General features: G+C 68.1%; 25 protein-coding genes and 1 pseudogene. 15 read left to right on the top strand and 11 right to left on the bottom strand.

What is annotated here, in order from left to right:
- The first annotated feature begins 89 nt into the window (after positions 1-89).
- Positions 90-443 carry a hypothetical protein gene (locus tag RPQ07_RS36475; RefSeq protein ID WP_313948558.1) on the top strand — a complete coding sequence of 118 codons (354 nt, stop codon included), beginning with the start codon at positions 90-92 and terminating at the stop codon, positions 441-443.
- A gap of 136 nt (positions 444-579) precedes the next feature.
- A complete protein-coding gene (locus RPQ07_RS36470; RefSeq protein WP_313948557.1) occupies positions 580-1,491 on the top strand; it encodes a cobalamin-binding protein in 912 nt (303 codons plus the stop codon).
- Between the two features lie 230 nt (positions 1,492-1,721).
- Here the strand turns inward: RPQ07_RS36470 and RPQ07_RS36465 are convergent, their stop codons facing one another.
- Positions 1,722-2,366 (bottom strand): dihydrofolate reductase family protein, encoded by a 645-nt coding sequence (locus RPQ07_RS36465; RefSeq protein ID WP_313948556.1) that lies wholly within the window; start codon positions 2,364-2,366, stop codon positions 1,722-1,724.
- 539 nt (positions 2,367-2,905) lie between these two features.
- Here RPQ07_RS36465 and RPQ07_RS36460 point away from each other — a divergent pair.
- Positions 2,906-3,844: a MerR family transcriptional regulator gene (locus RPQ07_RS36460; protein WP_313948555.1), complete on the top strand. Its 939-nt coding sequence runs from the start codon at positions 2,906-2,908 to the stop codon at positions 3,842-3,844.
- Between the two features lie 223 nt (positions 3,845-4,067).
- Positions 4,068-4,907, top strand: coding sequence for a tetratricopeptide repeat protein (locus RPQ07_RS36455; RefSeq protein WP_313948554.1), 840 nt, complete (start codon positions 4,068-4,070; stop codon positions 4,905-4,907).
- Between the two features lie 364 nt (positions 4,908-5,271).
- Here the strand turns inward: RPQ07_RS36455 and RPQ07_RS36450 are convergent, their stop codons facing one another.
- The gene (locus RPQ07_RS36450; RefSeq protein WP_313948553.1) at positions 5,272-6,795 is read right to left on the bottom strand and encodes a monooxygenase; all 1,524 of its coding nucleotides are present in this window, start codon (positions 6,793-6,795) and stop codon (positions 5,272-5,274) included.
- A gap of 61 nt (positions 6,796-6,856) precedes the next feature.
- Here RPQ07_RS36450 and RPQ07_RS36445 point away from each other — a divergent pair, with 61 nt between their 5' ends.
- The gene (locus RPQ07_RS36445; RefSeq protein ID WP_313948552.1) at positions 6,857-7,528 is read left to right on the top strand and encodes a TetR/AcrR family transcriptional regulator; all 672 of its coding nucleotides are present in this window, start codon (positions 6,857-6,859) and stop codon (positions 7,526-7,528) included.
- A 404-nt stretch (positions 7,529-7,932) separates the two neighbouring features.
- Positions 7,933-8,742 carry a nucleotidyltransferase domain-containing protein gene (locus RPQ07_RS36440; protein WP_313948551.1) on the top strand — a complete coding sequence of 270 codons (810 nt, stop codon included), beginning with the start codon at positions 7,933-7,935 and terminating at the stop codon, positions 8,740-8,742.
- 32 nt (positions 8,743-8,774) lie between these two features.
- On the opposite strand, the pseudogene RPQ07_RS36435 reads toward RPQ07_RS36440, so the two are convergent.
- Positions 8,775-8,950: pseudogene (locus tag RPQ07_RS36435) on the bottom strand (XRE family transcriptional regulator); the annotation flags it as partial.
- A 53-nt stretch (positions 8,951-9,003) separates the two neighbouring features.
- Between RPQ07_RS36435 and RPQ07_RS36430 the strand changes: the two are divergent.
- From RPQ07_RS36430 to RPQ07_RS36420, 3 genes are all read left to right on the top strand, one after another.
- Positions 9,004-9,690 (top strand): class I SAM-dependent methyltransferase, encoded by a 687-nt coding sequence (locus RPQ07_RS36430; RefSeq protein ID WP_313948550.1) that lies wholly within the window; start codon positions 9,004-9,006, stop codon positions 9,688-9,690.
- 1,910 nt (positions 9,691-11,600) lie between these two features.
- On the top strand, positions 11,601-12,800 hold the full coding sequence (locus tag RPQ07_RS36425) for an MAB_1171c family putative transporter (protein ID WP_313948549.1): 1,200 nt from the start codon (positions 11,601-11,603) through the stop codon (positions 12,798-12,800).
- Positions 12,797-14,236 carry an FAD-dependent oxidoreductase gene (locus RPQ07_RS36420; RefSeq protein ID WP_313948548.1) on the top strand — a complete coding sequence of 480 codons (1,440 nt, stop codon included), beginning with the start codon at positions 12,797-12,799 and terminating at the stop codon, positions 14,234-14,236. Before RPQ07_RS36425 ends, RPQ07_RS36420 begins: the two co-directional genes overlap by 4 nt.
- A 442-nt stretch (positions 14,237-14,678) precedes the next feature.
- Here the strand turns inward: RPQ07_RS36420 and RPQ07_RS36415 are convergent, their stop codons facing one another.
- Both RPQ07_RS36415 and RPQ07_RS36410 read right to left on the bottom strand, forming a co-directional pair.
- The gene (locus RPQ07_RS36415; RefSeq protein WP_313948547.1) at positions 14,679-15,365 is read right to left on the bottom strand and encodes a hypothetical protein; all 687 of its coding nucleotides are present in this window, start codon (positions 15,363-15,365) and stop codon (positions 14,679-14,681) included.
- Between the two features lie 254 nt (positions 15,366-15,619).
- A complete protein-coding gene (locus tag RPQ07_RS36410; RefSeq protein ID WP_313948546.1) occupies positions 15,620-16,087 on the bottom strand; it encodes an Imm21 family immunity protein in 468 nt (155 codons plus the stop codon).
- Positions 16,088-16,750: 663 nt separating this feature from the next.
- On the opposite strand from RPQ07_RS36410, the gene RPQ07_RS36405 reads away from it, so the two are divergent.
- On the top strand, positions 16,751-17,569 hold the full coding sequence (locus RPQ07_RS36405; RefSeq protein WP_313948545.1) for an ROK family protein: 819 nt from the start codon (positions 16,751-16,753) through the stop codon (positions 17,567-17,569).
- 171 nt (positions 17,570-17,740) lie between these two features.
- Here the strand turns inward: RPQ07_RS36405 and RPQ07_RS36400 are convergent, their stop codons facing one another.
- Positions 17,741-18,268, bottom strand: coding sequence for a hypothetical protein (locus RPQ07_RS36400; protein ID WP_313948544.1), 528 nt, complete (start codon positions 18,266-18,268; stop codon positions 17,741-17,743).
- Between the two features lie 120 nt (positions 18,269-18,388).
- Here RPQ07_RS36400 and RPQ07_RS36395 point away from each other — a divergent pair, with 120 nt between their 5' ends.
- Both RPQ07_RS36395 and RPQ07_RS36390 read left to right on the top strand, forming a co-directional pair.
- The gene (locus RPQ07_RS36395) at positions 18,389-18,979 is read left to right on the top strand and encodes a hypothetical protein (protein ID WP_313948543.1); all 591 of its coding nucleotides are present in this window, start codon (positions 18,389-18,391) and stop codon (positions 18,977-18,979) included.
- Positions 18,980-19,155: 176 nt separating this feature from the next.
- Positions 19,156-19,773, top strand: a complete 618-nt coding sequence (locus RPQ07_RS36390) for a hypothetical protein (protein ID WP_313948541.1) — start codon at positions 19,156-19,158, stop codon at positions 19,771-19,773.
- Between the two features lie 123 nt (positions 19,774-19,896).
- Here RPQ07_RS36390 and RPQ07_RS36385 read toward each other — a convergent pair whose 3' ends face one another.
- Together RPQ07_RS36385 and RPQ07_RS36380 are read right to left on the bottom strand one after the other, a co-directional pair.
- Entirely contained in the window at positions 19,897-20,028 is a 132-nt protein-coding gene (locus tag RPQ07_RS36385) for a hypothetical protein (RefSeq protein WP_313948540.1), read from the bottom strand.
- Between the two features lie 410 nt (positions 20,029-20,438).
- The gene (locus RPQ07_RS36380; RefSeq protein WP_313948539.1) at positions 20,439-20,870 is read right to left on the bottom strand and encodes a hypothetical protein; all 432 of its coding nucleotides are present in this window, start codon (positions 20,868-20,870) and stop codon (positions 20,439-20,441) included.
- Positions 20,871-21,377: 507 nt separating this feature from the next.
- Here RPQ07_RS36380 and RPQ07_RS36375 point away from each other — a divergent pair.
- Together RPQ07_RS36375 and RPQ07_RS36370 are read left to right on the top strand one after the other, a co-directional pair.
- A complete protein-coding gene (locus RPQ07_RS36375; RefSeq protein WP_313948538.1) occupies positions 21,378-22,067 on the top strand; it encodes a hypothetical protein in 690 nt (229 codons plus the stop codon).
- Positions 22,068-22,324: 257 nt separating this feature from the next.
- Positions 22,325-22,546: a hypothetical protein gene (locus RPQ07_RS36370; protein ID WP_313948537.1), complete on the top strand. Its 222-nt coding sequence runs from the start codon at positions 22,325-22,327 to the stop codon at positions 22,544-22,546.
- Between the two features lie 102 nt (positions 22,547-22,648).
- On the opposite strand, the gene RPQ07_RS36365 is transcribed toward RPQ07_RS36370, so the two are convergent.
- The 3 genes from RPQ07_RS36365 to RPQ07_RS36355 form a co-directional block, all read right to left on the bottom strand.
- On the bottom strand, positions 22,649-23,293 hold the full coding sequence (locus tag RPQ07_RS36365; RefSeq protein WP_313948536.1) for a LysE family translocator: 645 nt from the start codon (positions 23,291-23,293) through the stop codon (positions 22,649-22,651).
- A gap of 236 nt (positions 23,294-23,529) precedes the next feature.
- The gene (locus RPQ07_RS36360) at positions 23,530-24,120 is read right to left on the bottom strand and encodes a hypothetical protein (RefSeq protein ID WP_313948535.1); all 591 of its coding nucleotides are present in this window, start codon (positions 24,118-24,120) and stop codon (positions 23,530-23,532) included.
- 367 nt (positions 24,121-24,487) lie between these two features.
- Positions 24,488-24,994 carry a hypothetical protein gene (locus RPQ07_RS36355; protein ID WP_313948534.1) on the bottom strand — a complete coding sequence of 169 codons (507 nt, stop codon included), beginning with the start codon at positions 24,992-24,994 and terminating at the stop codon, positions 24,488-24,490.
- Positions 24,995-25,314: 320 nt separating this feature from the next.
- On the opposite strand from RPQ07_RS36355, the gene RPQ07_RS36350 reads away from it, so the two are divergent.
- A complete protein-coding gene (locus tag RPQ07_RS36350; protein WP_313949136.1) occupies positions 25,315-25,698 on the top strand; it encodes an FKBP-type peptidyl-prolyl cis-trans isomerase in 384 nt (127 codons plus the stop codon).
- The last annotated feature ends 479 nt before the right edge of the window (positions 25,699-26,177 follow it).

Here is a 26,177-nt window from a genome sequence, read left to right as displayed (position 1 = left end):
CGCCCTCGCGCAGAGCCCTCGGTCTGCATCACTCTTGCTCCGGATGCTGAGCTGTGGCTGACTGGCAGCGGCGCCGAGAGGGAGTGGGCATGGGCAACTGGGTCGTGATCGCGGAGTACTACAGCGACGTGTACAGGACCGAGTTCATCTGCCGTGGGCAGGAAACGAAGGACCAGGCGTTGAAGACACTCCGTGCTGCCCTCCACACGTACGTACCCAGCAAGAATATCGTCGAGAAGTGGCGCCACGTGTACCGCTTCGCCGACCAGGAGTCATACCTGGTGGTGATCAAAGGCAAGCTGACACAGTGGGAGTGCACCCTGCGCATCGCGGAGCTGGTCTCGGACTCGACCGACCCGGACGTGGCCAAGCGAGCGCAGATGGAGGACGGCGCGGCAGAGGTGGCTGACGGTCCGCAGGACCGGATCCCGCCCGGCTACTGAGCCGAGCATCTGCAAGGTCGGCATCGAACGGCTCGGCCTTCGCCACCGCCACCCGGGGTACGACGGTGGGTGTTGGCGACACGAGCCCCGTGCACTGGGGCACCTGGTGCCGCCATTGAGGTCGTAGGGTCGCGGCATGCGCATCGTCTCCCTGCTGCCTGCCGCGACCGACATGGTGGCCGAGCTCGGTCTGTCCGAGCAGCTCGTCGGCCGCACCCACGAATGCGACTGGCCACCGCGGGACGTTGCGTCCGTCCCCGTGGTCACGGGCGCCGACCTGGACCAGGACCAGCTCACCAGCCGGGAAATCTCCGACGCCGTCGGCGGATCGGCGCACTCCGGATCCTCGCTCTACACCCTGGACACCGAGGCGCTCGCAGCCTTGCGCCCCGACTTCGTCCTCACCCAGGACCTGTGCGACGTGTGCGCGGTCTCCTACGAGAAGGTCAGCCGGAGCGTACGCCTCCTCAACGCCGACACCCGCGTCTTGAGCCTGGAGCCCCGCACGCTGGACGACGTACTGGCCTGTCTGGTCACGGTCGGAACCGTGCTCGGCGTAAGGGAACGCGCCGAGCAGCGCCGGGCCGACCTGGCCGTCCGCCTCGACAGGGTCCGCGCTGCGGTCGCGGGCCGTGCCCGTCCCCGGGTGATGGCGATCGAATGGCTGGACCCGCTGTGGCCCGCCGGACACTGGGTGCCCGAGCAGATCACGGCAGCCGGCGGCGAGCCCCTCCTCGCCGCGCCCGGCGAGCACACGAAACCGGTGTCGTGGGACGTGGTATGCGCCGCACGTCCGGATGTGCTGCTCGTCCTGCCGTGCGGCTTTCCACCGGAACGGACGCTGCGGGAGCGGGAGTTGCTCACCAGGCTGCCCGGGTGGGAGGACCTGCCCGCCGTGCGCGCCGACCAGGTATGGGTCCTGGACGGCCCGTCCTACTTCAACCGTCCAGGGCCCCGAGTGGTACGCGGAGCGGAGGTTCTGGCTCATGTCCTGCACGCCGTACGGGCCGGAGCGCCGGTCACGCCGGCCGAGGCACGCCATCTGTGAGCGGACCGGTCAGAACGCCGTCTTCGCTCGCGACCGGCTCCGGCAGCGCGGCCAGGTCTGCCTCGATCCCCACCTGATCCGCCTCCCGATGGAGGTCGGGCTCCACCAGCAAGCCGGTCAGTGAGAAGAGAACGTCCAGTGATGTCACGGGGAAACAGCGGTCCATGTTGCCGAGGAGTTGCGGCTCATGCGTGAAGACGCCAGCGTCTGCTCAGCTTCACGCACGGCCTTCAGCCGTCGCTTCCGGCACCGCGGTCAGGTGCGCTCATGTCCCCCGTCGCGGGCGTGCCGTCGGCGAGGCCGTATCGCAGGTACACGGTGCCCTTCGGGCCGGCTACCGGTGGCGCGAGGAGCGTGACGTTGGAAGGCACCGCGCCATCGTCGAACACCTTCTTTCCGACGCCGAGCACGATCGGATGCAGCCAGAGGTCAAGGCGGTCGAAGAGCTTCTCGCGCAGAAGGGTCTGCACGAGGTTCAGGCTCCCGACGACCTTCACGTGCTCGTGCCGGTCTCGGATTTCGCGCACCGCACGGGCGAGGTCCGGGCCGAGCTGCGTGGACCCGGCCCACGAGAGGTCGGGCCTGCCGCGAGAGGCCACGTACTTCGGGACACGGTTGAAGAGTGTGGCGATCTCGTTGTCCTCGCCATCCTCCTGGTGAGGCCAGTAGGCGGCGAAGATGTCGTACGTCCGCCGGCCGAGCAGAAGGGCGTCCGTGCCCTCGTACGCGGCACTGACCTGCGCGCCTGAGACCTCGTCCAGCAACGGCGCCTGCCAGCCACCGAACGGGAACCCCACCGGGTCCTCGTCCGGGCCGCCGGGCGCCTGCCCGACAAGGTCGAGGGTCGCGAACATCTCGATGTCGATGAGGCCCATGGCGTGCTCCCGATGAGTTGGTTGTCTCCCTCAAGAGATAGACCTGCGGACGCCCGCAGACTCATCGCCACGACCTAACCGCTTTCCGCCGGCTGGGTGAGAATGGCCATGCCGACGCACCCATCCCCCTCACCGGGCCCCCTGAGAGGCGATACCCCCAACGGGTAGCCCCGTGGCCGACACTCGGTAGCACCACACGGCCTCTCAGTAACGGACTGTCTCAGCTGGGTCGAGCCCCGTCGATGCCGTGTGGATCCATTGATGTGTTACGGCGTCGGCCGGCGTGGCGCTCGACGTCGTTCGCTTCGGACCCGGTTGCCTTTTGAGGGGGGGCAGGCCCTTGGAAAACAATCACGAACACGCCACATTCGACGTCTGCGTGAGAACACGTCGTCACAGTGAATTCGCGATCCGGGCTGCTGTGCTGCTTCCGTCGACCGTTTCCGATCTTGCTCCGGGTTCGGGGCGTTTGTGAGAATCCGATCATCGCGAGCTCAGGAGCTTGAGTCTCCAGCAGGGGGAGACCTGAAGGTGGGGACATGAATGGCCATACGCTCTACTCCATCGGCGAGCTGGCGCGACGGACTGGTGCCACGGTAAAGACTGTCCGGTTCTACTCCGACTGCGGACTCGTACCCCCCGCTGACCGCAGCCCGGCCGGCTATCGCCTCTACGACAACGGTGCCGTCGCCCGCCTGGATTTTGTGCGAACCCTGCGCGACCTGGGCCTGGACCTGGCGGCCATCCGGAAGGTCCTGGACCGGGAACTCGCCCTGTCGGAGGTTGCCGAGGCGCATGCCGACGCGTTGGACGTGCAGATCCGAATCCTGCGGCTGCGGCGTGCAGTGCTGACCGCCATGGCGAGGCGCGGGGCGACCCCTGAGGAGGCAACTCTGATGCACCACCTGGCCCAGCTCTCCGAAGTCGAGCGCCAACGGCTGGTCGGTGAATTCCTCGACGCTGCCTTCAGCGGTGTGGGTACTGGCTCCATGCTTGCGGGGATCATGCGCTCAATGACTCCGGAACTGCCGGACAACCCCGATACGGAGCAGGTTCAGGCGTGGGTGGAACTGGCGGAGCTGTCCCAGGACCCGAACTTTCGCGCCCTTCTGCGGCACATGGCCGAGGAAGAGTTGGCTGGGCACATCCACGGTGCTACCCCCGCGCTGCACAGCGACTTGACTGCGATCGTCCGTGACCAGATCGCGCCGGCGCTGGCAGCGGGTATCGAACCGGCCTCGCTGCAGGCCGATCCGATCGTCGCGGTCCTCATGACCCGCTGCGCACATCTCCTCGACTGCGGTGACGACGCCGGGGCGCGGTGCCGGCTCCTGGTCCGGCTGGAACGCGTGAACGACCCACGCAGAGAGCGGTACTTGTCGTTGCTTGCGGTGATCAACGGCTGGCCGGAGCCCGAGAGCCTGCGGCCGGTGCTCGATTGGGCCGTCCATGCTCTGCGGGCTCGGATACACGGATGATGGGGCCGCCGCGGGGCGACACAGACCAGCCAGCGCCGAGGTCAGGGCGAACCCATGGTGCGTATGGTCCGGCCGGAAACGCTCCCGTCGTGCTCAAGGCTCCGTGCAAGGTGCAGGGTGCAGGGTGCAGGCGAGGTAGCGGCGTGCGTGCCCGGGCCGCCGCGAGCACGTTCGGTGTCAGCGCGGGGATTCCTACTGCTCAGTTCACGTAGCCTCGCGCAATATGAAGCTCACAGCAACGGTGTCGGGCCGCTCGTGGCTCGGGTGGTCCAGTACTGGCGTCTCCCGTGCTCAGAAGGTGGTCCTCAACCGCATCCAGGATCTGTTGCAGGCGGGCCGGTACGAGGAAGCCGAGGCCGAGGCTCGTGCGGCCGAGGCGCGGCGAGGCCGCAAGAGCCTCATGTGGGTATGGCTCACCAAGTCCATGACCCTGGCAGCAGGCATCGCTCACGGTCGCGGGGCGGAATTGGAGGCCGAGCTCGACGCGTTGATCGCGGAACTGGACCAGGCAGAGGGGGCCGGCAGAAGTCTGCTGCTGGCGGTCCGCACAATCCGTGCGGCGCTACTCGTCGACCAGGGACAGTATCCGCAGGCAGAGGCCGAGGCGCGGCACATCCTGCGCGGGGCGACCCGTCTCGCGCACCTCACCGAGGTATGGGACGTCGAGTTGTCGGCTTTGGACAGCCTGGCAGATGCGTTGTGTGGGCAGGGCCGCTACGAAGAGTCAGAGGCCATAGCCCGCGGCAACATGTCCCGGGCGGAGGGACACCGTGCGGCGGGGTTTCAGTGTGCCTTGGTGCGCAGCTTGAACGGACAGGGCCGCTTTGAGGAGGCTCTGGCCGAGACCCGTCTGATGACGCAGGATGGGCCCCGCGCCGGCTGTGGAATTCAGGACATGGTCACCGCCACCACCCTTCACGGTCTGGGCCGGCGCACCGAGGCGGAAGCCACAGCCCGTCACGCGCTGAGCGCCTGCGAGCAGTTCCTCCACCCCAATCACCCCCGCATCGGGGAAGCCCGCACGCTGCTGGCCCACGTCACCGCCGAGGACCCACGCCTTTGAAGAGCCCCCACGATCTTGTCTGGGATCTGCCGCGGACGTGGCCTGACGGGGCGGGTTCGCGGCCCGCATCTGGGCTTGGGACGGCGTGATGGAGAGCCCGGGTTGTCCTCGAAGACGACGCCCGTGCGTAGCCGCGAGTCTCTGACCGCGCGGCCGGACCGAGGACTTCCTCATCCCATCGGGCGGGGACAGGATCGATGCCGCGATCATCCGTCAGGTCATCGGTCGAGGCCGTCATGCGGGTCGTTGAACCCAAACCAGCCGGGTTGTTGATGTCGAACGGCCGCTCGCGACGCGGCCCCAAGGGCACATCGTGGTCGTGCGACGGGCAGTTCACGGACGGGGGTGAGGGGGTCATGAGGTGTCACCCTCCCGCGGGTGCGCCTGACCATGCCGCCAGGGCGGCGGTCCTCTCCGAACTGCGGATCTCGGCATCGGTCGCACGGGTGCACCAGGCGATGTGCCCGTCGGGGCGAACGAGCACTTCGGTCACGCCGTGGAGGTCCGCACGCTCGTCGTACTTCGTGACGGCATGAGCAGTGACTCGTGAGCGCCATCCGGGCGCGAGGGCCTGCGGCGGATGCGCATCACCGGCAAGGTCGAGGAGTACGAAACAGCCCCGCGGCATCAGTTCGTAGAGGCGTTCCGACTCGGAACCGACGGCGGTCAGACCGATGTCGGGCATCCGCCGTCCCACCAGTGGGTCGGCCTCGGCGGTTGCAGGCGGGTAGGAGGTACTCAGTGCGGAGATCCGTCCCGCGAGCAGACGGTTGACGTCCTTCAGCGACAGGAGTTCGTCGAGAAGCCTGCGCAGGGCAACGGCGGGCAGCTGGTATTGCGGCAACAGGGGCAACTCGGCGAGCAGGGTCTGGACTTCGGTGTTCTCGGTAACTGCCTGTCCCACGGGGCGGCGTTCGGCCTCGTACGTGTCGAGGAGACCGGAAGGAGCCCAGCCGTTGACCGTGGCAGCCAGCTTCCAGCCCAGATTCATGGCGTCCTGCAAACCCGTGTTCAGTCCCTGACCCGCCGCGGGGAAGTGAATGTGAGCGGCGTCCCCGGCGAGCAGGATGCGGCCGGACCGATAGGAGGCGGCGAGGCGGGTGGCGTTGCCGAAGCGCGAAAGCCAGCGTGGCTGCGCGATCCCGCAGTCGGAGCCGCAGATCCGCGTCAGCGAGGTACGGAACTCCTCCAGAGTCACCGGCTGCCCGGCCGGAATCCGCATCCGCTCCGGATCGATGCAGACGATCCGGGTGATCCCGCCCTCCAGCGGGACGGCCAGCACGCCGCGGGCCCGAAGGGCACCAAGAACCGCTGGATCCGCGTCGACCTCCGCAAAGTCCCCGAGTATGCCGGTCAGTGTCTCGTCGGTGCCCGGGAAGGCGATGTCGGCAGCCTGCCGCACCAGACTGCGACCGCCGTCGCAGCCGACCGCGTACTGCGCCCGTACGGTGTCGACGGCCCCGTCAGGCCCGCGCACCTCCAGTTCGACGCCCGTGGCGTCCTGGCGCAGCCCGGTGGTCTCGTGCCCGCGGCTGATGCGGACGCCCAGCTCTCCCGCCCGCTCCTCCAGCAGCGCCTCGGTGCGGGCCTGGGCCAGGAAGAGGGTGTAGCCGTGGCGGGAGTCGAGCGCGGCAAAGTCCAGCCGGGTGTCCAGACCGGCGAAGTGCCAGCCCGGCACCGGGTTTCCGAGGGCGAGGAAGCGCGGCGCCAGGCCCCTCATGTCCATCAGTTCCACACTGCGCGGGTGCAGGGTCAGCGCCCGTGAATCACGCTGCGGCGCGGTACGCCGCTCCACGATCCGGGTCCGTACGCCCGCCAGCGCCAGCTCGCAGGCGAGCATCAGCCCGGTTGGGCCGGCTCCCACGACCAGTACGTCGGTGTCCGTCAATGTGACCTCCCCTATTTAGTGAACGACGTTCACGTGAACAATGTTCACTATAATGGCGACCATGAGCAACCCGTCAACCCGCACACGGGGGCGCCCCCCACGGCTGGACCAGGCGCGCACCGTCGAGACAGCCCTGGATCTGCTGGACGAGGCTGGGCTCGACGCGCTGACCATGCGGCGTCTGGCTGATGCGATGGGCGTCCAAGCCGGCGCGCTGTACCGCTACTTCGCCACCAAGCAGGAGCTGCTGACCGCCATGGCGGACCGGATCCTGTCCGACGTCGACGCGTCCGCGGTACCGGCCGGCGAAGAGTGGAGCGAGCGGCTGACCGGCCTGGCCAGAGCGCTGCGCACTGCGCTGCTCGCCCACCGCGACGGCGCCCGCGTGTTCGCCGGCACGCACTCGACCGGGAAGCACACCCTGCACTTCGCCGACGCCGTGATCGGCGTTCTGCGCGAAGCCGGTGTCGACGATGCGGACGCGGCGCGCGCCCTGATGGCGGTGGCCAACTTCACCGTCGGCCACACGCTGGAAGAGCAGGCCGCCGCTCGGGAACCGGGAACGGACGCCCCCGCAGACCCGGGACGCCTGGGTGATGCCGTGGCGGCCGGGTCGTACCCGCACCTCACAGCCACCCTGCCCGTGCTCAGCAGCACGGACTTCACCGCCCATTTCGAGTTCGGGCTGCGCCTGCTCATCGACGGGCTGCGCGCCCTGCCGCAACGACGCTGACAGAGCGTCTCGCATGCCCGCTGAGGCAGGCGACCATACGGCTCTCGCATACCGGCAATCCCGGGCGGGATGAAGCAACCGACCGGGCCACCGCGGTCACCGATCGCAGCCAGCCGAGGACACTGAACAGCGGTCTCCACCAGTCCAGATGGCGCCCGTCCACGCGCGGGCCCGCGCCGGAATCCTCCAGGTCACCGGACACATCCTGGCTGCCGAGCAGCCACGCGAAGCACGCACCCCGCTGGCGCCGGAGAGGAACCGCACGCGCACCGGCATCACGCCCTCGTGCCACATTGGTCCGGGACCAGGCCTCCGGAAAGCACCCCAGCGCTATCCGCACGCTGCTCAACGCGCCACGCATAATTCGCTCGGCACCGGAGGGCAAAGCGATGCACAGTGATCCCGTGAGCGAAAAGGGGCTGGACCAGGACGGCACCATCAAGCGCGAAGGCGCACTGGATCGCGTGCCCGAAGCATTCGCCCCCGTCGTCGCCGCGGCCCGTGCTCAGATCACCGAAACATTCGGCAGCACAACACGGCTGCACAGCGCCTACCTCTACGGCAGCATCCCCCGCGGCACCGCCACCCCCGGGGTCTCCGACCTCGACCTCCAACTCGCCCTCCACGACGAGCCCACCGACGCCGACAGCGCCGACGCCAGAGCGATCGCGACCACACTCGACCAGGCGTTCCCTCAGATCGACGGCGTCGGGATCCTGCTGACCAGCACACGCACTCTGCTCAGCGACCTCGAACGTCACGATGGCGGATTCTTCATCGCCTGCCTTTGCACCCCACTGCTCGGCAACGACCTTGCCGAGCAACTCCCCCGATATCGCCCCACTGCCCTGCTCGCCCGCGAGACGAACGGCGACCTGGCCCTCGCGCTGCCCCGCTGGCGCACCCGGGCGGCCGGAGCCGCCACCGACGGCGAACGCAAGGCCCTCAGCCGCGTCGTCGCCCGTCGCATCGTCCGCACAGGGTTCACCCTGATCATGCCCCGCTGGGGCGGCTGGACCAGCGACCTCAGCGATTCCGCCGCGCTCTTCGGCCGCTACTACCCCGAGCGCGCTGAGCAGATGCGCATGGCCGCAGCCACCGGGCGCGCCCCCTCGGCCGACCCGGCAGTGCTCACTCTGCTCATGAACGACCTGGCTCCATGGCTCGCGGCCGAATACACAGCCGTGCACGGCGAGAAGACACCGCGGCCCTGAACGGCTCGTCCCATCGGATTCGGTGATCCTGGCTCGACGTCGGTGAAGCGGACTTCTCCCAAGCTGCCGGCTCGGCGGCCGCCGTCCGGGCAGTAGAGCCCTTGAGAACATCGGCGGCGATCTCCTGCAACCGGCGCTCGGTGGCGCCCTGTTCCTGGGCGTTGCCGAGACGCGCTGCGTACTGCGGTGGGCGGGCGACGGAGAAATGGCTGGCCCCAGGCGACCGCCCGCCGGTCAGCATCGTTCGTCTAGCCTGACACCATGACGAACCTGTTGCCCGACGACCGGTTGGCCCGCTCATCCGTGGTCGCGAACAGCAGCATGAACCGCGAGCGAACGCTGACTGGCGTCAACAGCTACACAAGGGAGCTCGGGTTCGATCCAGCGGGGTGGCTGCTGGATCGCGGCGGTGAGGCGTCCTGGTTGGACCTGTGCAGTGGGGAAGGCCGTGCCCTGAAGGCGGCAGCCGGCCGCCTGCCCGCAGGGGCCGTCCTCACCGGGGTCGATCTGGTCGGTCCCCTGGTCCCCCAAAGCGCCGAAGACCAGGTCGAGTTGATTGCCGCCTCCTTGGCCGAGTGGCGGCCCGACCGTCTGTACGACCTCATCACCTGTGTGCATGGCATTCACTATCTCGGCGACAAGCTGGGGCTCATCGCCCGTGCGGCCTCATGGCTCACGGCCGACGGGCTGTTCGCCGCGCATCTCGATCCGGCGTCGGTACGTCATGCCGACGGGACCAGCGCGGCACGCCCGGTCCTGACGGCGCTGCGGGCTGCCGGATTCTCGTACCACTCCCGCCGGCACCTGCTCGTCCTGCGGGGCAGGCGCGACGTCGAGCTTCCTTTCGACTATCTCGGCGCGGACTCCGGGGCCGGTCCGAACTACACGGGCCAGCCGGCGGTCGCGTCGCACTACCACCGAGATCTGCGGAGTCGCACCGCACGCTGACTGCGGACGTGCGGCGCCGGTGGAAGTGAGCCGTTGGCCGAGGGTGTTCCTCCACACCCGCACGGCCCGCCCCGTGGGCGGCACCGACCTCCCCCAGCTGACCACGGTGCAGTCAGTGCTCACACCTCGCGCAGGCAAAGAGCGTCATCCGGGATATTGCGCCGGGTTTACGAAGTGCCTGATCCCTGTGCGTTCCGCCCTGCGCTGCGCGTACTGAGGCGGCGCGCCTCCGGGCAGATCTCGGATCATCGGCCATTGTCAGGTGCTGACGATCTCCTGGCGGGGAAGTCATGATGTGTCGGCTTCTGACCTCCGTGAATGGACGGCTGCGTGTGAGCACTACCCCCAACGAACTTCCCACCGGCCGTACTCCGGGTCGGACCTGGACGGTGCGGCTGACGGGGCATGCGGACCGGACGGCCAGCGTGTCCTGCTCGACTGGAGCCTGCACGATGCCTCCCAGATCGCGGGACGTGACGTCTCTGCGGCGGTTCGCCGCGCTGCACGCAGCCTCGCATGCGAAGGCGGCCCGGGTCCGCGAGAGGGCTTCCTGCCAATGCTGGGCGCAGAGTTGTGCCGCGCACGAGGGCATGCGCGTGCACTGCGGCGGCACTGCAGTGCTGGTACTGCGTCACGATCCGGCCGTCGGCCGGGTGTGGCATCTTGCCGAGGTCTGTACTGCGTGCGCGAAGCTGATGACCCACACCCGGGTCGTCGGTATGCCCGCGCCCATCACCCGCCCGGCCCCTGCGCGGCGCGCGGAGCACAGCGAAGTGGCCGAGCAGCGCGTGCCGGAGCAGGCGGCACCTGCTGTGGCGGTGGGGTTCTCCTCCCCCACGCCTACGGGCGGGGACGACGGCCCGGGCCGTGCGCCCCGGCAGGCCCGGAGGCGGGCTCCGCGCCGCGGTCATCGCCGCTGAGGTATCGCGGGCCCCGGCGGTGATCTGTCGCTGTCGGGGCCATTCGCTGATGCGGGTGATGGGCTCCACGACCTCAGGAAGCTGCCGCGGTGGCCTTCTCGACGGCCTCGGAAGCAGCAGCCTCGGTCGTGATGGCCGTGTAGTGGACGGCCGCTCCCTGCTTTACCCAGTGCCCGCGGCTGCGGCCACCAGGCGTTCGGTCGTGGTGCGCACGAGCTTGTCGTTGAGGTGCGACCCCACCCGGCGCCATGGGACCGGCGACGGAAGCCGAACCGCCATATCCCTCCTTCCCGACCCAGCGTTTTCGGAACGGCGGGCCGTGGTGGCGGCCCGGTTGGGGGAACTGGCCTTCCTGCACCGGGGCCTGCACGTCTCGCTACCGACGAAGGCCCGCGCGAAGCATCCCGGTCCGAGCGGCTCCGGTTTCCGTGCGGGGGCGCGGGACTTCGTCACCTTCCTCGACGCACCCGCCGGTGAACCCGTTCGTCCGGACGTCATCGGCCTCGAGCGGGAGGCCCCGCCATGGCGGGGACAGTAGAGATAGCCCGCTCCAGACGCAGCCATGAGCCGGGCACCGCCCTCGAGAGGAGGACCGTTGCCCCCTCTCCCCAGTTTGCCGGATTTGCGTGAACTGTGAAGGCGGCGCGATGTCCTGCCCTCGGTTCTGGGGGATTCGCCCCTCGTCCCCCTCGCCTTGGCCCCAGTACCGAGCCCACTCGGAGTCCGCGCCACGGCCTACGCCTAGAGTGATTCGGCGTCAGGTGAGATGATCAAAAGCTGACTGAATATGGACGTTCTGACCGCTCGTGTTCACAATTGCGTGATCACAGTGTCGCGTGCGCTGAATCCGTCATCGGGCAGCGTGTCGCCTGGGACCGATGACAGGTGTCATCTGGGGGGAGCATCGTGAGCGCAAGACCGGCGCCAAGCGCGCCAGGAAGCCATCGCTGCCGTGAGGCAGACATAATTCTGTTCCAGCGGAGCTGACCGGTGCGCAACAGCGACTACTACCTACCCGCTATCGCTCTGGGCATCGCGTTCATCGCCAAGCTGCCCGCGCTGCGCCGCGGTTGGCGTGACCCGCTCGTGCGGTCGGTCAACTTCCTCGTCTTCACCGCCGCGATCTGCTTCTTCTTCGCAGCCCCGCCGACCATCACAGCGGTCAACGACCTCACCGGCATCCCGAACTTCTCCGGCCCGCTGGTGTACTGCATCATGTGCGCCTTCAGCGCAGCGTGCCTCGTACTGATCGTCAACTGGCGGGGCGGCCCTCCCGAGGGAGTCGCCCGCAGTTCCCGCCGCTGGCTCACCGGCTACGGCATCGCCATCGCTGCACTGCCGATCTTCTTCCTCCTCGGGGACGCGCCGGTCGAGCGCCTGCGTGACCTGGACACGTACTACGCCAGCACCCCGTTCATCCGCGAAATGATCGTCACCTACCTCGGCGCGCACTTGGTATCTGCGCTCGTGACCACGTCGCTGTGTGCGCGATGGGCACGTCACGTGACGGGATGGCTGCGCCTGGGCCTTGGCGTACTGATCGTCGGGTTCGTGTTCAACCTTGCGTTCAGCATCACCAAGCTGTCCGCAGTGGTCGCCCGCTGGTTCGACACGGACTGGGACACCCTGAGTACCAACATCGCGCCCCCGATCGCCGCCGCCGGCGGACTGATCGTGACCGTGGGCTTCCTCACCCCACTCGTCGGACCGCGGATCAGCGAGCCGCTGGCCGCCTGGATCACGTACTGGCGGCTGGGGCCGCTGTGGCGGCGGCTGCGGCCCGCGCCCGGAGATCGCATCGTGATGCAGCTGCCGTGGTGGTCTGCCCCGGACATCCGACTGACCGTCCGCGAGACCGGCATCCACGACGAACTGCTGCGACTGCGCCCGTACCTCGACGACGCCGTTCGCCAACGGACCGTGGACTCTGCGATCGCGACCGGTATTCCGTCCGACCGCGCGAACCTGGCCGGGACCGCCGCGATGGTCGCGGTCGCCGCGAAGGCTCGCGCCGCAAGTCCGAACAGCGTCGAGGAACACACCGAGCAGACCTTGGCGGCCGCCGACGCCCTGACCGCCACGCTCGCCTCCGGTCGCGAACGCCTGGTCCAGCTGTCACGAGCCCTGCATTCGCCCGTCGTCACAGCCGCCCAGCTACAGGCGGCGCCAACAGAGAGCAGCACACGATGACTCCGACCTCCCCCAAGCACCGCCGCGCCGTCATCATCGGAGGTGGCATGGCCGGCATGCTCGCGGCCGCGGCCCTGGCCGACCACGCCGAGAAGGTCACCGTCATCGAACGCGACCAGCTGCCCAACAGCCCGATCCCCCGCAAGGGCCTGCCGCAGGCCCGGCACGTCCACGTCCTGTACTCCGGAGGCGCCAGAGCTTTCGAGAGCTTGCTGCCCGGTGTCACTGAACGGTGGCTCGAAGCAGGAGCTCGGCGCATTCCGCTACCGACCGGCCTCGTCTCCTATACGGCGCAGGGGTGGCTCAGACGATGGTCCGAAATGCAGTTCATGATCGCCTGCACGCGTGACCTCCTCGATCTGGTGGTTCGCGACCGCGTCATGGACCAGCATCCGCACGTCACGCTGCTGCAGGAGCATGAACTGCTGCGCCTGAACGGCACCGCCGACCGCGTCACCGGCGTGCGAGTCCTCGGCCCCGACGGCCAGGAGGCCGACCACGAGGCCGACCTCGTGGTCGACGCCAGCGGCCGCGGCTCACGCGCGCCGCACTGGCTCACCGACCTCGGCATCCCGACGATCGAGGAAGCCGAGGTCGACTCCGGTCTGGTGTACGCCTCCCGCCTGTACCGGGCGCCGGAGGGCAGCGAGAGCTTCCCTCTCGTCAACGTCCAGTCCGACCCGAACACTCCCGTGCCAGGCCAGACCGCGACGATCGAACCGGTGGAAGGCGGCCGGTGGCTGGTCACCCTGTCCGGCACCCGCGGTGGTGAACCCACCAACAACCCCGACGAGTTCGAGAAGTTCGCGCGCTCGATCCGCCATCCCGTCGTCGGTGAGCTGATCTCCACGACGACCCCGCTCGACCAGACCGTCACCGTCACCCGCAGCACCGTCAACCGGCGCCGCTACTTCGAGAAGGCCAAGTCCTGGCCGGACGGGTTCGTCGTGATCGGTGACGCCGTCGCCACCTATAACCCGCTGTACGGGCAGGGCATGTCGGTGGCTGCGCAAGGCCTGATCAAGCTACGGAACGAGGTCCGCCTGCAGGGCCTTGCCGCGCACGGTCTCGCCCGCGCCGCCCAGCGAGCGCTCGCAGGGCCGGCCGCCATGGCGTGGGAACTCGCGACCTCGCAGGACATCCTCTACCCCGGCGCCGTCGGCCAGCCGCCCCGGGCCGGGGCCGGCGTGGCCACCCGGTACGTGAACCGGCTGATGCGTACGGCCACAGGTCGACCGGCAGTGTGCGCGGCGTTCCTCGACGTCATCACCCTCTCCAAGCCCGCCACTGCTTGGGGCCACCCGGACACCGTCGTCGCCAGCCTGCGCGGCCCGGGACGTCGCCCGCTGAACGAGCCCCCCCTCACCGATGCCGAGTGGGCCATCGCCGCCGGCAACAGTGATGACCCCACGCCGGTGGGTGTGCCCAAGGGTTGATCTGGCAGCCCCGGCGGGGCCGAGAACCACCTTCGCCCCGCCGGGCCCGTGCGGCACGATGCGCACCGGAGGAACCCCCAGTCTGCGGGGCGTCCTGTTGAGACGACGGACTTCGGTACAGGGCAAGCGACCGTCAACTCCCCCAGAAGCATGCTCAGCCACAACGGCTGGACATCTCGGCCGCCCGGCAGCAGCGGCGAGCAGCTGTCCGGAAGGCCGGACCCACAAGGCCGACTCTCGGGGCAGAACGAATGGGGCGCGGCATGTCGCCGTTCGCCTGAGGACCCCACAGTGCAGCCCTTCTCTGCGGTTCGGTGTGCGTGTTCGGTACGGGCCGCCATCGTGCCGGGGCAGCCAGGCGGAGAGAGTAGGAAGCCGCCGAGCTCGGGCTGCAGCGCGCGCCCGAGCGTGTGCGGCTCTTGTCGCTTGCCTACGAGCGTGGTCATCGGGCCGAAGCGGTGGGCGGCTTGCCGGCCTGCGCCTGCTGAATCCGCTGGACGACCATGGCGGCGAGGGTCTGGAGCCGGTCGGACGGGATGTCGGCGGTCGAGTCAAACCTGTACTCGATCTTTGCAATGACGTTGCCCTGCCGCACGTTGATCCCCTTGCCGGGCAAGATCGGCGGCACGTCCGACGAGGCGTCGATGTCGAAGGCGTCGATCTCATCGCCAGGAGGGTCCTCGCCCACCTCGTCCGGCGAGCCTTCGCCTATGAAGAAGCGGGCTGCGGTCGTGGAGTCGGGGAAAGAGATGTACCGGAACACCACCTCCTGGTCGGCCATGGCAGCGAAGGCGGAACTTCCGACAGAGAGTGCTTCGCCGCACCATTCGTCCGGCCAGCCCTCATCCACGCAGTGCACGGTGTCGCCGTTGCCACGTGCCCTTGGTCTGTCGCGGGCTTGAAGGTCCACCGGGACGCTGTGCTGATCGGGCAGAGCTGCCTCCAGCAGCCGCGTGGAAAGCACACGCTGCGCCTGCGGATTCGCCTTTCCGCCTGCTTCGCTGTTCTTGCTGCTGCTGGTGGCGCGCTGCGGGGCACCGGTACTGTCGCAGCCACCTAACAGCCCGGCAGTCAGCAGGGCGACTGTGGCGTAGGCGGCGGCAGTGCGGTAGTTCGGGACTCGGGTCACCTGACGTTTCCTCTTCCTCACTGTGGCTGCGGATCGCGTACGGGCGCCGGTCTGCCGCCGCAGACGATGCCGATCTTCTCCACCAGCGTGGTGTGCATCGCCCGTACAAGGGAGACACAGGCTGCTGAGAATGGCGTCACTGCGGGCGGGGATGGCGGCGTCGTGCCTCTGCTCCGTTGGATCATCTGTCATGACGTCCTGCATTCCGACGAGGACGTCAGGATGCCGGGCTCGGCAGGCGTCTCGTCACACCCCTATTCCTTCACGAGCTGAACCACTCCCACCCAAGGGGTGTCGTCGCCGGTCGTGTGGAAGGCGCGGATTCGCCAGCGGCCCGCTGGTACGACAACGGGAGCCTGCTCCGGCAGGCGCGAGCTGCCGGGGTAAGGCATGGCGAGATCCGCTCCCGACTCCGCGGAATCCATCAGCACCGCCGGACCATCCGTTTCCCATACCCCGCAGTTCTCCCACGCCGTCTCCGGATCCGCCAGCACCCTCTCGGCTGCGGCGAGCAGATCGGCATCGGTGTCGGCGGCGAGCCAGCGCAGGAAGAGTCGTCGTTCTGGCAGGTAGCAGGTCGTGGCCGGCTCGTCGCCCAGCACGAGCGCGCGGGTGCCGCTTTCGTCGATAGGAATCACCCCAGCAAGGTCATCCACCGCGCAAGCACGGTCGTAGTCGTCGGATTCATCGGTGTCCCGATCACCATTCCGGCTTCCGTGCAACCACCCCAATCCTGAAGGGCCGAGACCGGAACGACGATGAGCGGGCCCCCCATCGACACAACCCAGGTCAGTTCAGGCAGTCCTCGACGCGCGGGGCTCGCTTGGTGGGAGAGGTTCATGGAGGCAGTATGGCCAGGCCCTCTGACAACGCCTCTTGGGCAGCCCCTACGCCGACCGACGAAGCACCGCACCCGATGGACGGCGGGTGCGCAGGTAGCGTGACACGCGCTTGCCCTGTTCACGTCAGCCTGGTGCTGACGGGCAGGAATGACTGCAACCATGCGTCGTTTCCCGGACGTTGCCCGCCGCCGTCACCGCGTCAGAGTCAGACCCTCGCCCTATAGACATGCTTCCGTAGTATTTCGCCGGATGCGTGGCTGGCGGAGCCAGGAGCCCGATCACCAACACGTAGGGATTCTCTGAGGCAAGCGACCACCACGACTTCCTGATCGTGCACGCCGACCAGCAGGGCCTCGGCCTGTGAGCCGTGGCGGCTCGAGCTGTTGAGCCCTGGCGACACGACTGAGTCGCGGCGATCACCGTCGCCCGGACGCGGCCGGGACCCTCTGTCATTGTGGTTCGGTGCATCAGTCACTACTGCGGGAGGGCGGGAACTTGCGGCGTGCGGCGGTGGGTGTCGATATCGGCGGGACGAAAGCGCTGATGCTTGCCGAAGGGCCGGAGCTACGCGGCGGTGCGGTCACCCGGCGCGTGGACACCGGGCCCGAGACCACTCCGGGTGACCTCCATAAGGCTGTCGAGGAGTTCCTTGCGGACCACCAGCTGGAGCCGACGGCGCTCGGGGTAGCGGTTCCGGGGCTTGTCGAGAACGGCCGGGTCGCGGTCTCCGATGTACTGCCACAGCTCGCAGGGTGGGGCGGCTTGGGGAACCACACCATCCCCTCGCTCCTGGTCAACGACATCAGAGCAGCACTCGCCCAGGAGGCCGCCGGACTCGCACGATCCGCCACCGCCGCAGTGGTTGTCTGCGGGACTGCCGTGGGTTCGGCATACCTGTCCGAAGGCCGGGTCGTCCGCGGGGCGCGCGGCTGGGCCGGCGAGATCGGCAGCCTTCCCATGACCACACCCCTGGGCGTACGCCGCCTCGACGAACTGGCCGGCGGCAGCGCCATCGTGCGTGCGGCAGGAATGCCACCGCGGTCGATCCACACCGCGCTCGCCGAGAAGGACCGCCGGGTGCAGGCCGTCGTGCACGCAGCAGGCGAGGCGTTCGGGCTGGCGCTCGCCTCGCTGGTCAATTTCCTCAACCCTGAAGTGGTCCGGGTCGCGGGTGGAACCCTTGGCTACCCGGGCTACTGGGACGCCGCGCTGAGCGCCGCGAAGGAGAATGCCCTCCCTGAACTCTGGTACTCCTGCACCGTCGAGCGGATCGAGAACCCGGACCTGGTCGTCGCCCGCGGCGCCATCCGGCTGGCGACCGCGATGGTTGACGGTCAGAGATGGGTCCATCAGTACGTATAGGTGGTGATGTGCTGCTCCCCCGCGGCCACGTATGGCATCGGCCCTGCAGTGGCGTAATGGGCTGCCGCAGCAGACCGTCCTGCGGTCCTTCAGAACCGGGCGGAGGCGCGTGCCGAAGCCGGACCTACCAGGGTCTGCGCCGACGGCCGAAGCCACTCGGCCGATAGCCGGTCATGGACCGCTCGGGCCGGGGACGCCGTCGAGGACACCCACAAGGTCGTCGAGGATCCTCATCAACTCCTCAGCCGGGATCTCGGCCACGAAAACCTGGCCCGCGTGCTCGGGATGGTTGAGCAGGTGTTCCTCGCGCCAGAAATCCCACGTGATCACCACGCGGCCCGCGTCACGGAAGAGGTGCGCCGTCACGTTGTCGGTCGTGGGCCCCCAGCACAGCGTCTGAAACTGGCTACGGAGCTCGTATCCGGCCTCGGTCTCGGCCTCTTCGTCGGCCTGCGAACCGAGCATGAGGCGCTGGTGTACGGCTTTCGGATCTAAGCCGGCGAACGGCTGAGGCGAACCCCCGGCCGTACGCAGCCAAGCGGCCGTCTCCGACACATCACGGCGGAACTGGGGCACGAAAGCGACATTGTCGTCGCAGGTCAGCCACACCCCAGCGGCCCACAGGTCCACTCGGCGCAGCTGGCCAGGCCCGCCCACTTCGACGGCGAACTTGCTCTTGTCTCCCAGAACCACGCTCACGTCAGGCACGTCGCAGACTCAGCCTCTCGCACACAACCCATTACCTCCCTCGGGACCACCTCGCGTGTCAACTGCACCGCCGATCAAGCCGAACAACCACCGTTGACTACGGTGGCAGCCATGGAGTCACCTTGCACGTTCGGCGAGGACCTGCTTCCTGATCGGCAGCCCTGGGACGTCACGTTCGACGAGCTCACCGTCTCGTACAGCCAGTTCTGGGTCCTGGCCGAAGGTGGTGCCCGCTGCGATGTGGAGTCGGCAACTCCACGGGGCGACTCCGTGTACGGCCACGGCGCCGCGGTGGGCGTCCCGACGCTGGCGTCGCGTGCGAACATCAGCGCCGTTCTGTCGGTATGGGACGACGCGCCGCCCGACGGCATCGGGGTGTACCTCGGCAGATGCCGGATCGAGGTCGCGGAACGAGAGCTGACGCTGGTCAATGTCGAAGGTCGGGAGCCTGGGCCGGCCCTGGTGCTGCCGGACTCCGGGTCCCACGAGGTGAAAGTCTGGCGGCGGTCCGCGGACGGACCGGAGCAGTACGACATCCGGGTGTGGCCGAGCGCGGGCTCAGTGCCAGAGCCGGTCGCGCCTCGTCGTGAGCTCCTCCGCCAAAGGCGGAGCGCCGTCTCTCGGAGAAAGCCGACGACGAACCAGAGTTGGAGCTCGCCGGAGTCGCCACGGGACGACGCGAAGCGAACGTCAGACCGGTGACAGTCCTGCAACTCACAGCAAGGGCCGCCAACTACCCTTACGACAGACCATAAATGCACTCGCTGGGCACCAGGACCTGTCCGGGCGATCACGTGACAGTTCGGTGAGAGCGATCCGGATTGGGCCTCTACAGGAAATGGATCTTCGTCCGCTGTCGGCTGTGGCAAGGTGCTGGCATGTCCAACCCCATCGCGTACCCGATCTTCCGCACCACCGACCCGGTACTCGCTCTGCGCGTGGCGCGTCAGCTCGTGGCAGTGGGCGACCGGCAGTACGCGGAGGTGTCAGTGGACGTCGAGCTGTGCACCGTCCCGGACGTGTTGCGAATACGTGAGGCGCTGCCGGATGCCTGGTTCCGGAAAGAGGATGTCAAGGACTGGGCGCGGGATCCTTCTGACCCGACGGGTTTGCACGGCGGAGTCCGCGCGCCCGAGCTTTCCAACGATCCGGACTTCCTCTCCTCGCACCTGCCGCTCTGGGCGTCGATGGAATACCGGCCCGTGGGCAGCGTCGAGGAGGAGTTCGCGGCCTTGGTAGGCCCGAACATCGGCGAGATCTGGTGGTCCAGCTTGCTGTGGCCCGATGTACCGGACCGTGACATCCACGGCGAAGCCAACAACGCCCGGGTCTCTTTGCTGTTCAACTGCCGAACCCAAGGCCTCGACCAGCGCTCCGGTGAGCACACTGTGCTCGTCCACGTGCGCCGTAGGAATCGCGACGGGTCCGAGGAACGGCACGCCTCCTGGTTGGCAGAGCAGATCGGACAGTCCGTCATCGGCCCACCCCAGGAGTGATCCCCTGATCGGTTCCAGCCAGTCCGGTCGATCACGAGCAACGGCATGCAAGTGCCTTGGTGGTCCGCAGCGAACATGCGTTTGACCATGCGTGAGACCAGCATCCATGACGAACTGCTCCGGCTACAGCCCCTTGACGACGAGGTGCGTCGGACCGCCCTCGCTGCCGCCTTCGCCGGCCGCGCGCCGGCAGCCGAGGCGGACGTCGTCAGCGCCGTTGTGATGGTGTCCGCCGCTGTGGAGAACCGTGCACATCGGCCCGAGGTGGGATCAGCCGATCATGGCTATCGCACCTCCGCGGCCACCGCGGCATTGACCGCCACTCTCGCCCCGGGCGCAGCCGACTGCTGCAGATGTCCGAGGCGTTGCAGTCCCCCTTCGTCGCAGCCACGAGTATGCGGGCGGCGACGGCAGAGAGCCGTTCACGATGGGGCCCCTCAGGAATCATGTGCCTACCTGGCGTTCCCTGTGATGCGGGGCGGACACAACGTCCCGTTCATCGGGCTCATGGGCGTACGGGACACAGAGGCGTGCCGGGCGCACCGGGTCACGAGCATGCCGGGCCATGCGCTTGAGCACAGGGAGCGGTGCGTCTCGGTGTGCAGTCGGTGACGCCTGTCGCCGGTCAGCCCAGCGGCCTGGCGTGCCGGATGCAAGCGGGCGCGCTACTTCGTCAGCTGGTCCGACAGGTCCTGGACGAGCCGCCAGTCGTCCCCGTCCCGTTCGAAGACGAGCCGGTACATCCCTACATAGGGCGTGGTCGGCGCCAGCTTCCTTCCATTCGTGTCGGAGGTGTACGGAGTGGTGAACTCATTGACGTCCACGATGAATCGGACACCCCTTTTCTTCACCTCCGTAACGTCGGCTCTGGCGTCGGCCTGGTTCCAGACCTTGCCCGCCGGCGCGGGGTAGTTCCGCCACTGCGCCCCGGGCGCATCCGCGCGCCGCTGGAAGACATCCTCGGCAGCCTGCTCGAGAGACTTCCGTTCCGCGTCCCGATCGGCCGCCGCTGCCTGGCTCGTCACCAGCAGCCCGCCGGGCACCGTCACGAACACCGCCGCTGCCGCGGCCAGCCCAATCTTGTGCTTCTTCTGCACTTCGCCCCCACCCCTGGATGCATCGATATGTCGATGCATCGATCTGCCCGGAGAGTAGCAACGATCAACCCTCTTGCCCAGACGAATCAGTAGGTAGGGGGCTGGATCACGCAAAGGGGCCAGCCGAGGGCACGCGAGGACGGCGGGGTCTGCCCGATCGCTTCGTTGGTCTCGCCTGCCATCATCTACTCGCCTTCGTCCAGGACGGCGTCGTGCAGGTACTCGCGGTTGCGCCCAGGCGGCACTGTGACCTGCGGGAACACGCGTCTCAACGCCGTGTCGTCGTCGGTCTGTCTCACGCTCGTGTCCGAATCTTAGAACCGGCTACGGGGGACGAGCAGCCGATCTGCGGGTGGGCGCCCAAGGCCCTCCGGGTGCGCGGCCCGCTGACTGAACCAGTCACCCCAACTGGCAGCCGCCTTCCCGCAGGACGGGGTTTTCCGTTGCGTGGCGCGTGAGACAGACTGGGCCGGCCTGGGCACGCAACTACCTCTGGGAGCACGTCGGATGAGCAACAACGTACTGACCATGTACGGCGGGCCGAGACGAGTCGGACGAGTCGAGGGCCAGGGTCAGGCGAAGGTGACGGACCTGGTCAGCTTCTCCGACGGGTCTGGGCCGGCGCCGTCGGTCGTGTACGTGGAGCGCGAACTGCCGCCGGGAGGCACGTCCGCGTACCTCGCGGCCCGGCGCGGCGGGGCCCGTTCCTTCGTTCTGTGGGCCGACGACCAACGCCGGGAACGGGTGGCCACCGTGGTCACCCTGTCGGCCGGCGGCGGCGTCGCGAGGTTTCACGTGCTCGGCGCGCGCGGCGAGGTCATCGGCACGCTCGTGCGCGAGAAGGCGCTCCGCGGCAGGGGCCTGCGCACCCGCTGGACCGTGCACCAGCCCGGCGGCTCCGAAGCGGTCGGCTTCAAGGGGAGGATCGTGTGGTGGTGGATGTGGTGGCTCTTGCTGCCTTTCATGACATTGGTTCTCATGGTCAGTGTCTTCGACAGCGTCCCTGGTAACGAGGGCGGCTTCGCCCGCGCACCCCGCCGCATACGGTGGCGCGCGAACGGGCAGGTCCCGCTGGAGTTCAGGTCCAAGGGCGACAAACTGCACGTACACGCACCTGGTGTCGACTGGCGGCTCGGGGCAGCGCTGATCGCCCTCCTACGCAGCTTCAACGCCGGCGCGTGGGACTCGGTGAAGTGAGCGGGGGACGACGCTTGGGCGCGGTGCGTGCTGTGGCGACGGAAGTTGGTGTTCCGTGGCCGCGCACCGTAGAACTGGGCCTCATGTCTGATCAGCAGCCTACCGGGCACCCGGCGCCAAGGCCCTTGCCCGGTCCACCCGGCGGGTACGGTCCGCCCGGCTGGTACGGTCCACCACGGTTCCAGGCGGTCAGTGCCGGGTACCGGCGTTGGGCCGGCGTCCTGCTCCGGCTCGCGATCGCCGTCGCGGGTCTCATGGTGGTCGCTTTCGTAGCCGGCATCGTCTTCCTGGTGAAGGCGGACGCGGACGACGCCGCCTACGGCTATCTCGCTCTCTTCCTCTGGTTCGGGATCGCCGCCGCGATCCCGGTGCTGCTGGCGCTCGGTATACCCGCAATCGTCATGACGCGGCGTGTACGGCAACAGGAGCGGCTGGGGCACGATGCCGTGCACCCAGGGCTCACAGTCGGCGAACAGTAGTCGAGCCGGGCAAGGGTGCCTGCACACTGATCCCGGACGGTTCGCGCTGCCCCCTCAGCCACCCACAACCAGTCGCGCCGGTACCCCTTGTTCGGGTCGCAGTCAGGTGGAGACAGGATCCGGGGACAGGGCGGTGCGCAGCGCGAAGGCGCCGAGCAGACCGCCTGCCGTGAACCGCTGGGCGGTCATGACGCGGGGCCGGGCGGCCAGAAACCCCGACACCCGTGCTGCGCCCAACATGATCAAAGCGTTCACGGATATCCCCACGATGATCTGCACACCACCGAGCTGGAGCAGTTGTCCCCAGGCCGCACCTGCCTGCGGGTCCAGGAACTGGGGCAGGAGGGCGGCATACATAAGAGCGATCTTGGGGTTGAGCAGGTTGGTCAGCAACCCCATCGAGAACAGGCGGGTGTCGGAGACCGGAGGCAGGTCCTTGGCCGGGGCGAAGGGCGAGCGGCCGCCGGGCCTGAGCATGTCCCAGGCGAGATAGGCCAGGTAGACGGCACCGGCGAGCTTGACCACCGTGAACGCCAGTGGCACAGCGGCGAACAACGCGGACAGGCCCGCAGCCGCGGCCAGCAGATAGCACACGAATCCCACGGCGGTCCCGCTGAGGCTGACCAGGCCCGCCCTTCGGCCCTGGGTGATCGCGCGGGACGCGAGGTGGATCATGTTCGGTCCCGGGGTCAGGGCCATGCCCAGTTCGACCAGGGCCACTCCTCCGACGGCGGTCAGAGTGATCACCGGTCAACCTCCGGGTCGTTCATCGGGCACCTGCTACGAAAGCTACGCAATGGGGTCGCCCAGTTGCGACGGACGGCTACGACGCATCAGCAGCGCCTGCCTCGCCTTGTGCAGAATACGGCCTCGCCGCTCGGTGTCTTCATGGACCCCGACCCCGACCGCGCTCCTCCCCCACCGGAACACCAACGGGCTCTGACGGGGTCGAGCGTCGATGCGGTGGAGCCGCATGACCGGCTTCACCACCAGCAGTCGAGGTCGGCGGAACCGCCACGCACGACCGGATCGGTGCTCGTACCGCTGATCCGCAGCAGACCGCCGCCCCGTCCCCAGTCCAATTCGTACGTGCCTGCGCCGACGGGCCGGTAGCCATCGTCGACCGTCCAGGATGCCGACTCGCCCAGGGCCAGACCGGTGCGCCCCACCGCGTACGCCTCGCCATTGCCGATCACGAGGAAGGACGTCTCCCGCACCACGGCCGTGCAGCCCCCCGGCCCCGCAGGTCGCAGTACGTGGTACTCCGCGTTCGAGACCAGGTCGTCCACCGCTCCCCATGCAATGCCCAGCGCCGCCGCGACGATCAGCAACCTGCTCGCCCGCCGCGCCGACGCGGCTCGCTTCCGCGGGAGGCCCGCAGCATCCGCCCGACGACCCATCCGGGTAAGGGCCCACCGCAGAACGAGCGCGATGACAAGGAGACCCGCGCTCACCCCCCAGCCGGGCACCACCCGCCCCCGCACGACCAACAGAAGGCTGCTCCAGCTCGCCACTGCGGTCAGGGCCAGACTCCCGACGCCTGCTGCTGTGGAGACGGCGGGCGACAACATCACGCGGTGCTGCGTACGTGTTTCGATCACGGGGAGTACGACACTCTCAACGCGCCGACCGTTGCCCTCAAAGGTCGAAACTCTCCGAGAGCCGCGCCAGGCCCATGGCGGCCCGCAGCGCCTTGGCGGAGGTCCTGACGACCTACTTTCTCTTACGGCTCGCAGCGCAAGCCGCGGCAGAGGGCGGAGACCTGACCGATGTACGTCGTCGCTATGCGCTGTATGTCACCACAACGAGGGCAACAGGCCCTGGATCGGCAGGCGTAGGCGGCCCAGTCAGGTGGTGTCACGTCCGAGCGGTCGTCGCAGCTGAGTACCGGGCTTGGTCCACACCGGAGATCTTCCTCAGCTTTTCTGCGACACCGCGACCTTACGGATTGCGTTGACGCCGAGTCGCAGGCTTGAGAGCTACGCGGAAGCCTTCCCCGCCGTAGAGAGACTCGTAGTGGATGGCGATGGCGAGACGCCGGGACAGGATGTCTGCGATCGAGGCGTGAAGATGCGGATCGTAAGCGGGAAGCGACAGCAGGTACTCGCTGTATCCGATCGGAAGCACTTCTCCTTCTCCGAACGTGACCGCGTTGAGGTGTGTCGGCAGATCAGCACGCACTCTGTCGGCGCAGGTCTTGTCCCAGCGGCCGATGAGCTCTCCGTCGAGGGTCACATGAGTGCTCACGACCAGGGCTGGCCCGAGTCCTGCGTTTGTGAGACGGATGCCGGACAGGGCACCCTCATGGGTGCCGCGGTGGAGCTGGAGTACAGGACGCACCGAACGTCGGTTGTGCTCCCTTGTGGTGTGTGCCTGCCAGACTGCTACGCCGAGCGATGCCAAGGCGATGACGACCGCGCATGTTGCGACGACGATCTCTGCGCTCATATTCCCCTCCCAAACCGCCTCAGCGGGACAACCGCTGGTGCCGCACGTGGGCAAACCGTGACCGATCCTGATGAACAAGGGCCCGAGTGGGGCCGGTTCATCAGTCTGCCTGGCAGTGACGGATGCGTGCCCGGAAGCCTCGACGCGGCTTCTGTCCCGCAGACCAGCTCGGCGAGCAACTGTGACTGGCCGTAGGAAGAACGGGACTGGTGCACCTCGGAGGATGAGCATTGCCGGTAGCGTGATCGCCTGCCGCATGGAATGTCCATGTGTCCGGCCGGCCCGTGCGAGGGATTCCGGTAGTGAGCGATAGGACCGTGATGAGCGAACCGACGAAGCCCAGAATCGAGGTCCCGGAGGGTGATGCGCCCACCGAGCTGACGGTCCGGGACCTCGTGGTGGGGGACGGACCCGAGGCGCGGCCGGGCAGGGTCGTCCAGCTTCACTATGTAGGGGTCACATGGGCATCCGGGAGGGAGTTCGACTCCTCCTGGGAGCGGGACCGACCGTTCAAGTTCGCCGTGGGCGGTGGCAGGGTCATCAAGGGCTGGGATCGAGGAGTGAAGGGAATGAAGGTCGGCGGCCGGCGCCAGATCATCGTTCCCCCACGCCTTGGTTACGGCAGGCAGTCACCCTCTCCATTGATCCCGGCAGACTCAACGCTGATCTTCGTCGTGGACCTGCTCACCGTCGTGGGCGCTTGACCGGCTATGCCTGATGAGTGACCTTCAACCTCGGAACCCATATCGGGCATTCCCGGGCAGGGGGGAATGACGGACGCAACGGCGCGGAGCGCAGCTCGGAGACCGCCCAATTCAGTTCAGGCTTGACTCGCGTACGTAGTCGTCCGAACCAGGCCCGCTGCCACCTGCCGTTTGGGGAGTCAGAACCAGCTTCTCTGCAGGCCGACCGCGCCCAACTGGTGAGATCGTCCAGCGAGTGCAGGACGAACGAGTACGGACAAACATAGGTAGAGGCGCTCTGTGCCCCTGACCCCACGCCTGCGGCCAAGCCCCGTGCGACGAGGCGGTCCACCCAGTCCGGGCGCAGCGCCGTAGCCTGACGGGAAATCACCTCGGTTCCGGCGCAGCCGGGATGCGGTGTCCAGCAGCCGGTCCACGCTCCAGTTCATCCACCGCCAGGCCCCGGCGCAGTTTGGTCGCGGACCACTCGGCGCCGTAGC

It is taken from the genome of Streptomyces sp. AM8-1-1 (genome assembly GCF_032229325.1).
GTDB classification, from domain to species: Bacteria; Actinomycetota; Actinomycetes; order Streptomycetales; family Streptomycetaceae; genus Streptomyces; species Streptomyces achmelvichensis.
The sequence above is the reverse complement of the archived record's forward strand: the minus strand, read 5'-3'. Positions and strand labels throughout refer to the sequence as shown.

Coding starts and splice junctions, on each gene's coding strand:
- RPQ07_RS36475 (WP_313948558.1), top strand. CDS start 90: ATGGGCAACTGGGTCGTGATCGCGGAGTACTACAGCGACGTGTACAGG.
- RPQ07_RS36470 (WP_313948557.1), top strand. CDS start 580: ATGCGCATCGTCTCCCTGCTGCCTGCCGCGACCGACATGGTGGCCGAG.
- RPQ07_RS36465 (WP_313948556.1), bottom strand. CDS start 2,366: ATGGGCCTCATCGACATCGAGATGTTCGCGACCCTCGACCTTGTCGGG.
- RPQ07_RS36460 (WP_313948555.1), top strand. CDS start 2,906: ATGAATGGCCATACGCTCTACTCCATCGGCGAGCTGGCGCGACGGACT.
- RPQ07_RS36455 (WP_313948554.1), top strand. CDS start 4,068: ATGAAGCTCACAGCAACGGTGTCGGGCCGCTCGTGGCTCGGGTGGTCC.
- RPQ07_RS36445 (WP_313948552.1), top strand. CDS start 6,857: ATGAGCAACCCGTCAACCCGCACACGGGGGCGCCCCCCACGGCTGGAC.
- RPQ07_RS36430 (WP_313948550.1), top strand. CDS start 9,004: ATGACGAACCTGTTGCCCGACGACCGGTTGGCCCGCTCATCCGTGGTC.
- RPQ07_RS36420 (WP_313948548.1), top strand. CDS start 12,797: ATGACTCCGACCTCCCCCAAGCACCGCCGCGCCGTCATCATCGGAGGT.
- RPQ07_RS36405 (WP_313948545.1), top strand. CDS start 16,751: ATGCTTGCCGAAGGGCCGGAGCTACGCGGCGGTGCGGTCACCCGGCGC.
- RPQ07_RS36395 (WP_313948543.1), top strand. CDS start 18,389: ATGGAGTCACCTTGCACGTTCGGCGAGGACCTGCTTCCTGATCGGCAG.
- RPQ07_RS36390 (WP_313948541.1), top strand. CDS start 19,156: ATGTCCAACCCCATCGCGTACCCGATCTTCCGCACCACCGACCCGGTA.
- RPQ07_RS36385 (WP_313948540.1), bottom strand. CDS start 20,028: ATGTGCACGGTTCTCCACAGCGGCGGACACCATCACAACGGCGCTGAC.
- RPQ07_RS36375 (WP_313948538.1), top strand. CDS start 21,378: ATGAGCAACAACGTACTGACCATGTACGGCGGGCCGAGACGAGTCGGA.
- RPQ07_RS36355 (WP_313948534.1), bottom strand. CDS start 24,994: ATGAGCGCAGAGATCGTCGTCGCAACATGCGCGGTCGTCATCGCCTTG.
- RPQ07_RS36350 (WP_313949136.1), top strand. CDS start 25,315: ATGAGCGAACCGACGAAGCCCAGAATCGAGGTCCCGGAGGGTGATGCG.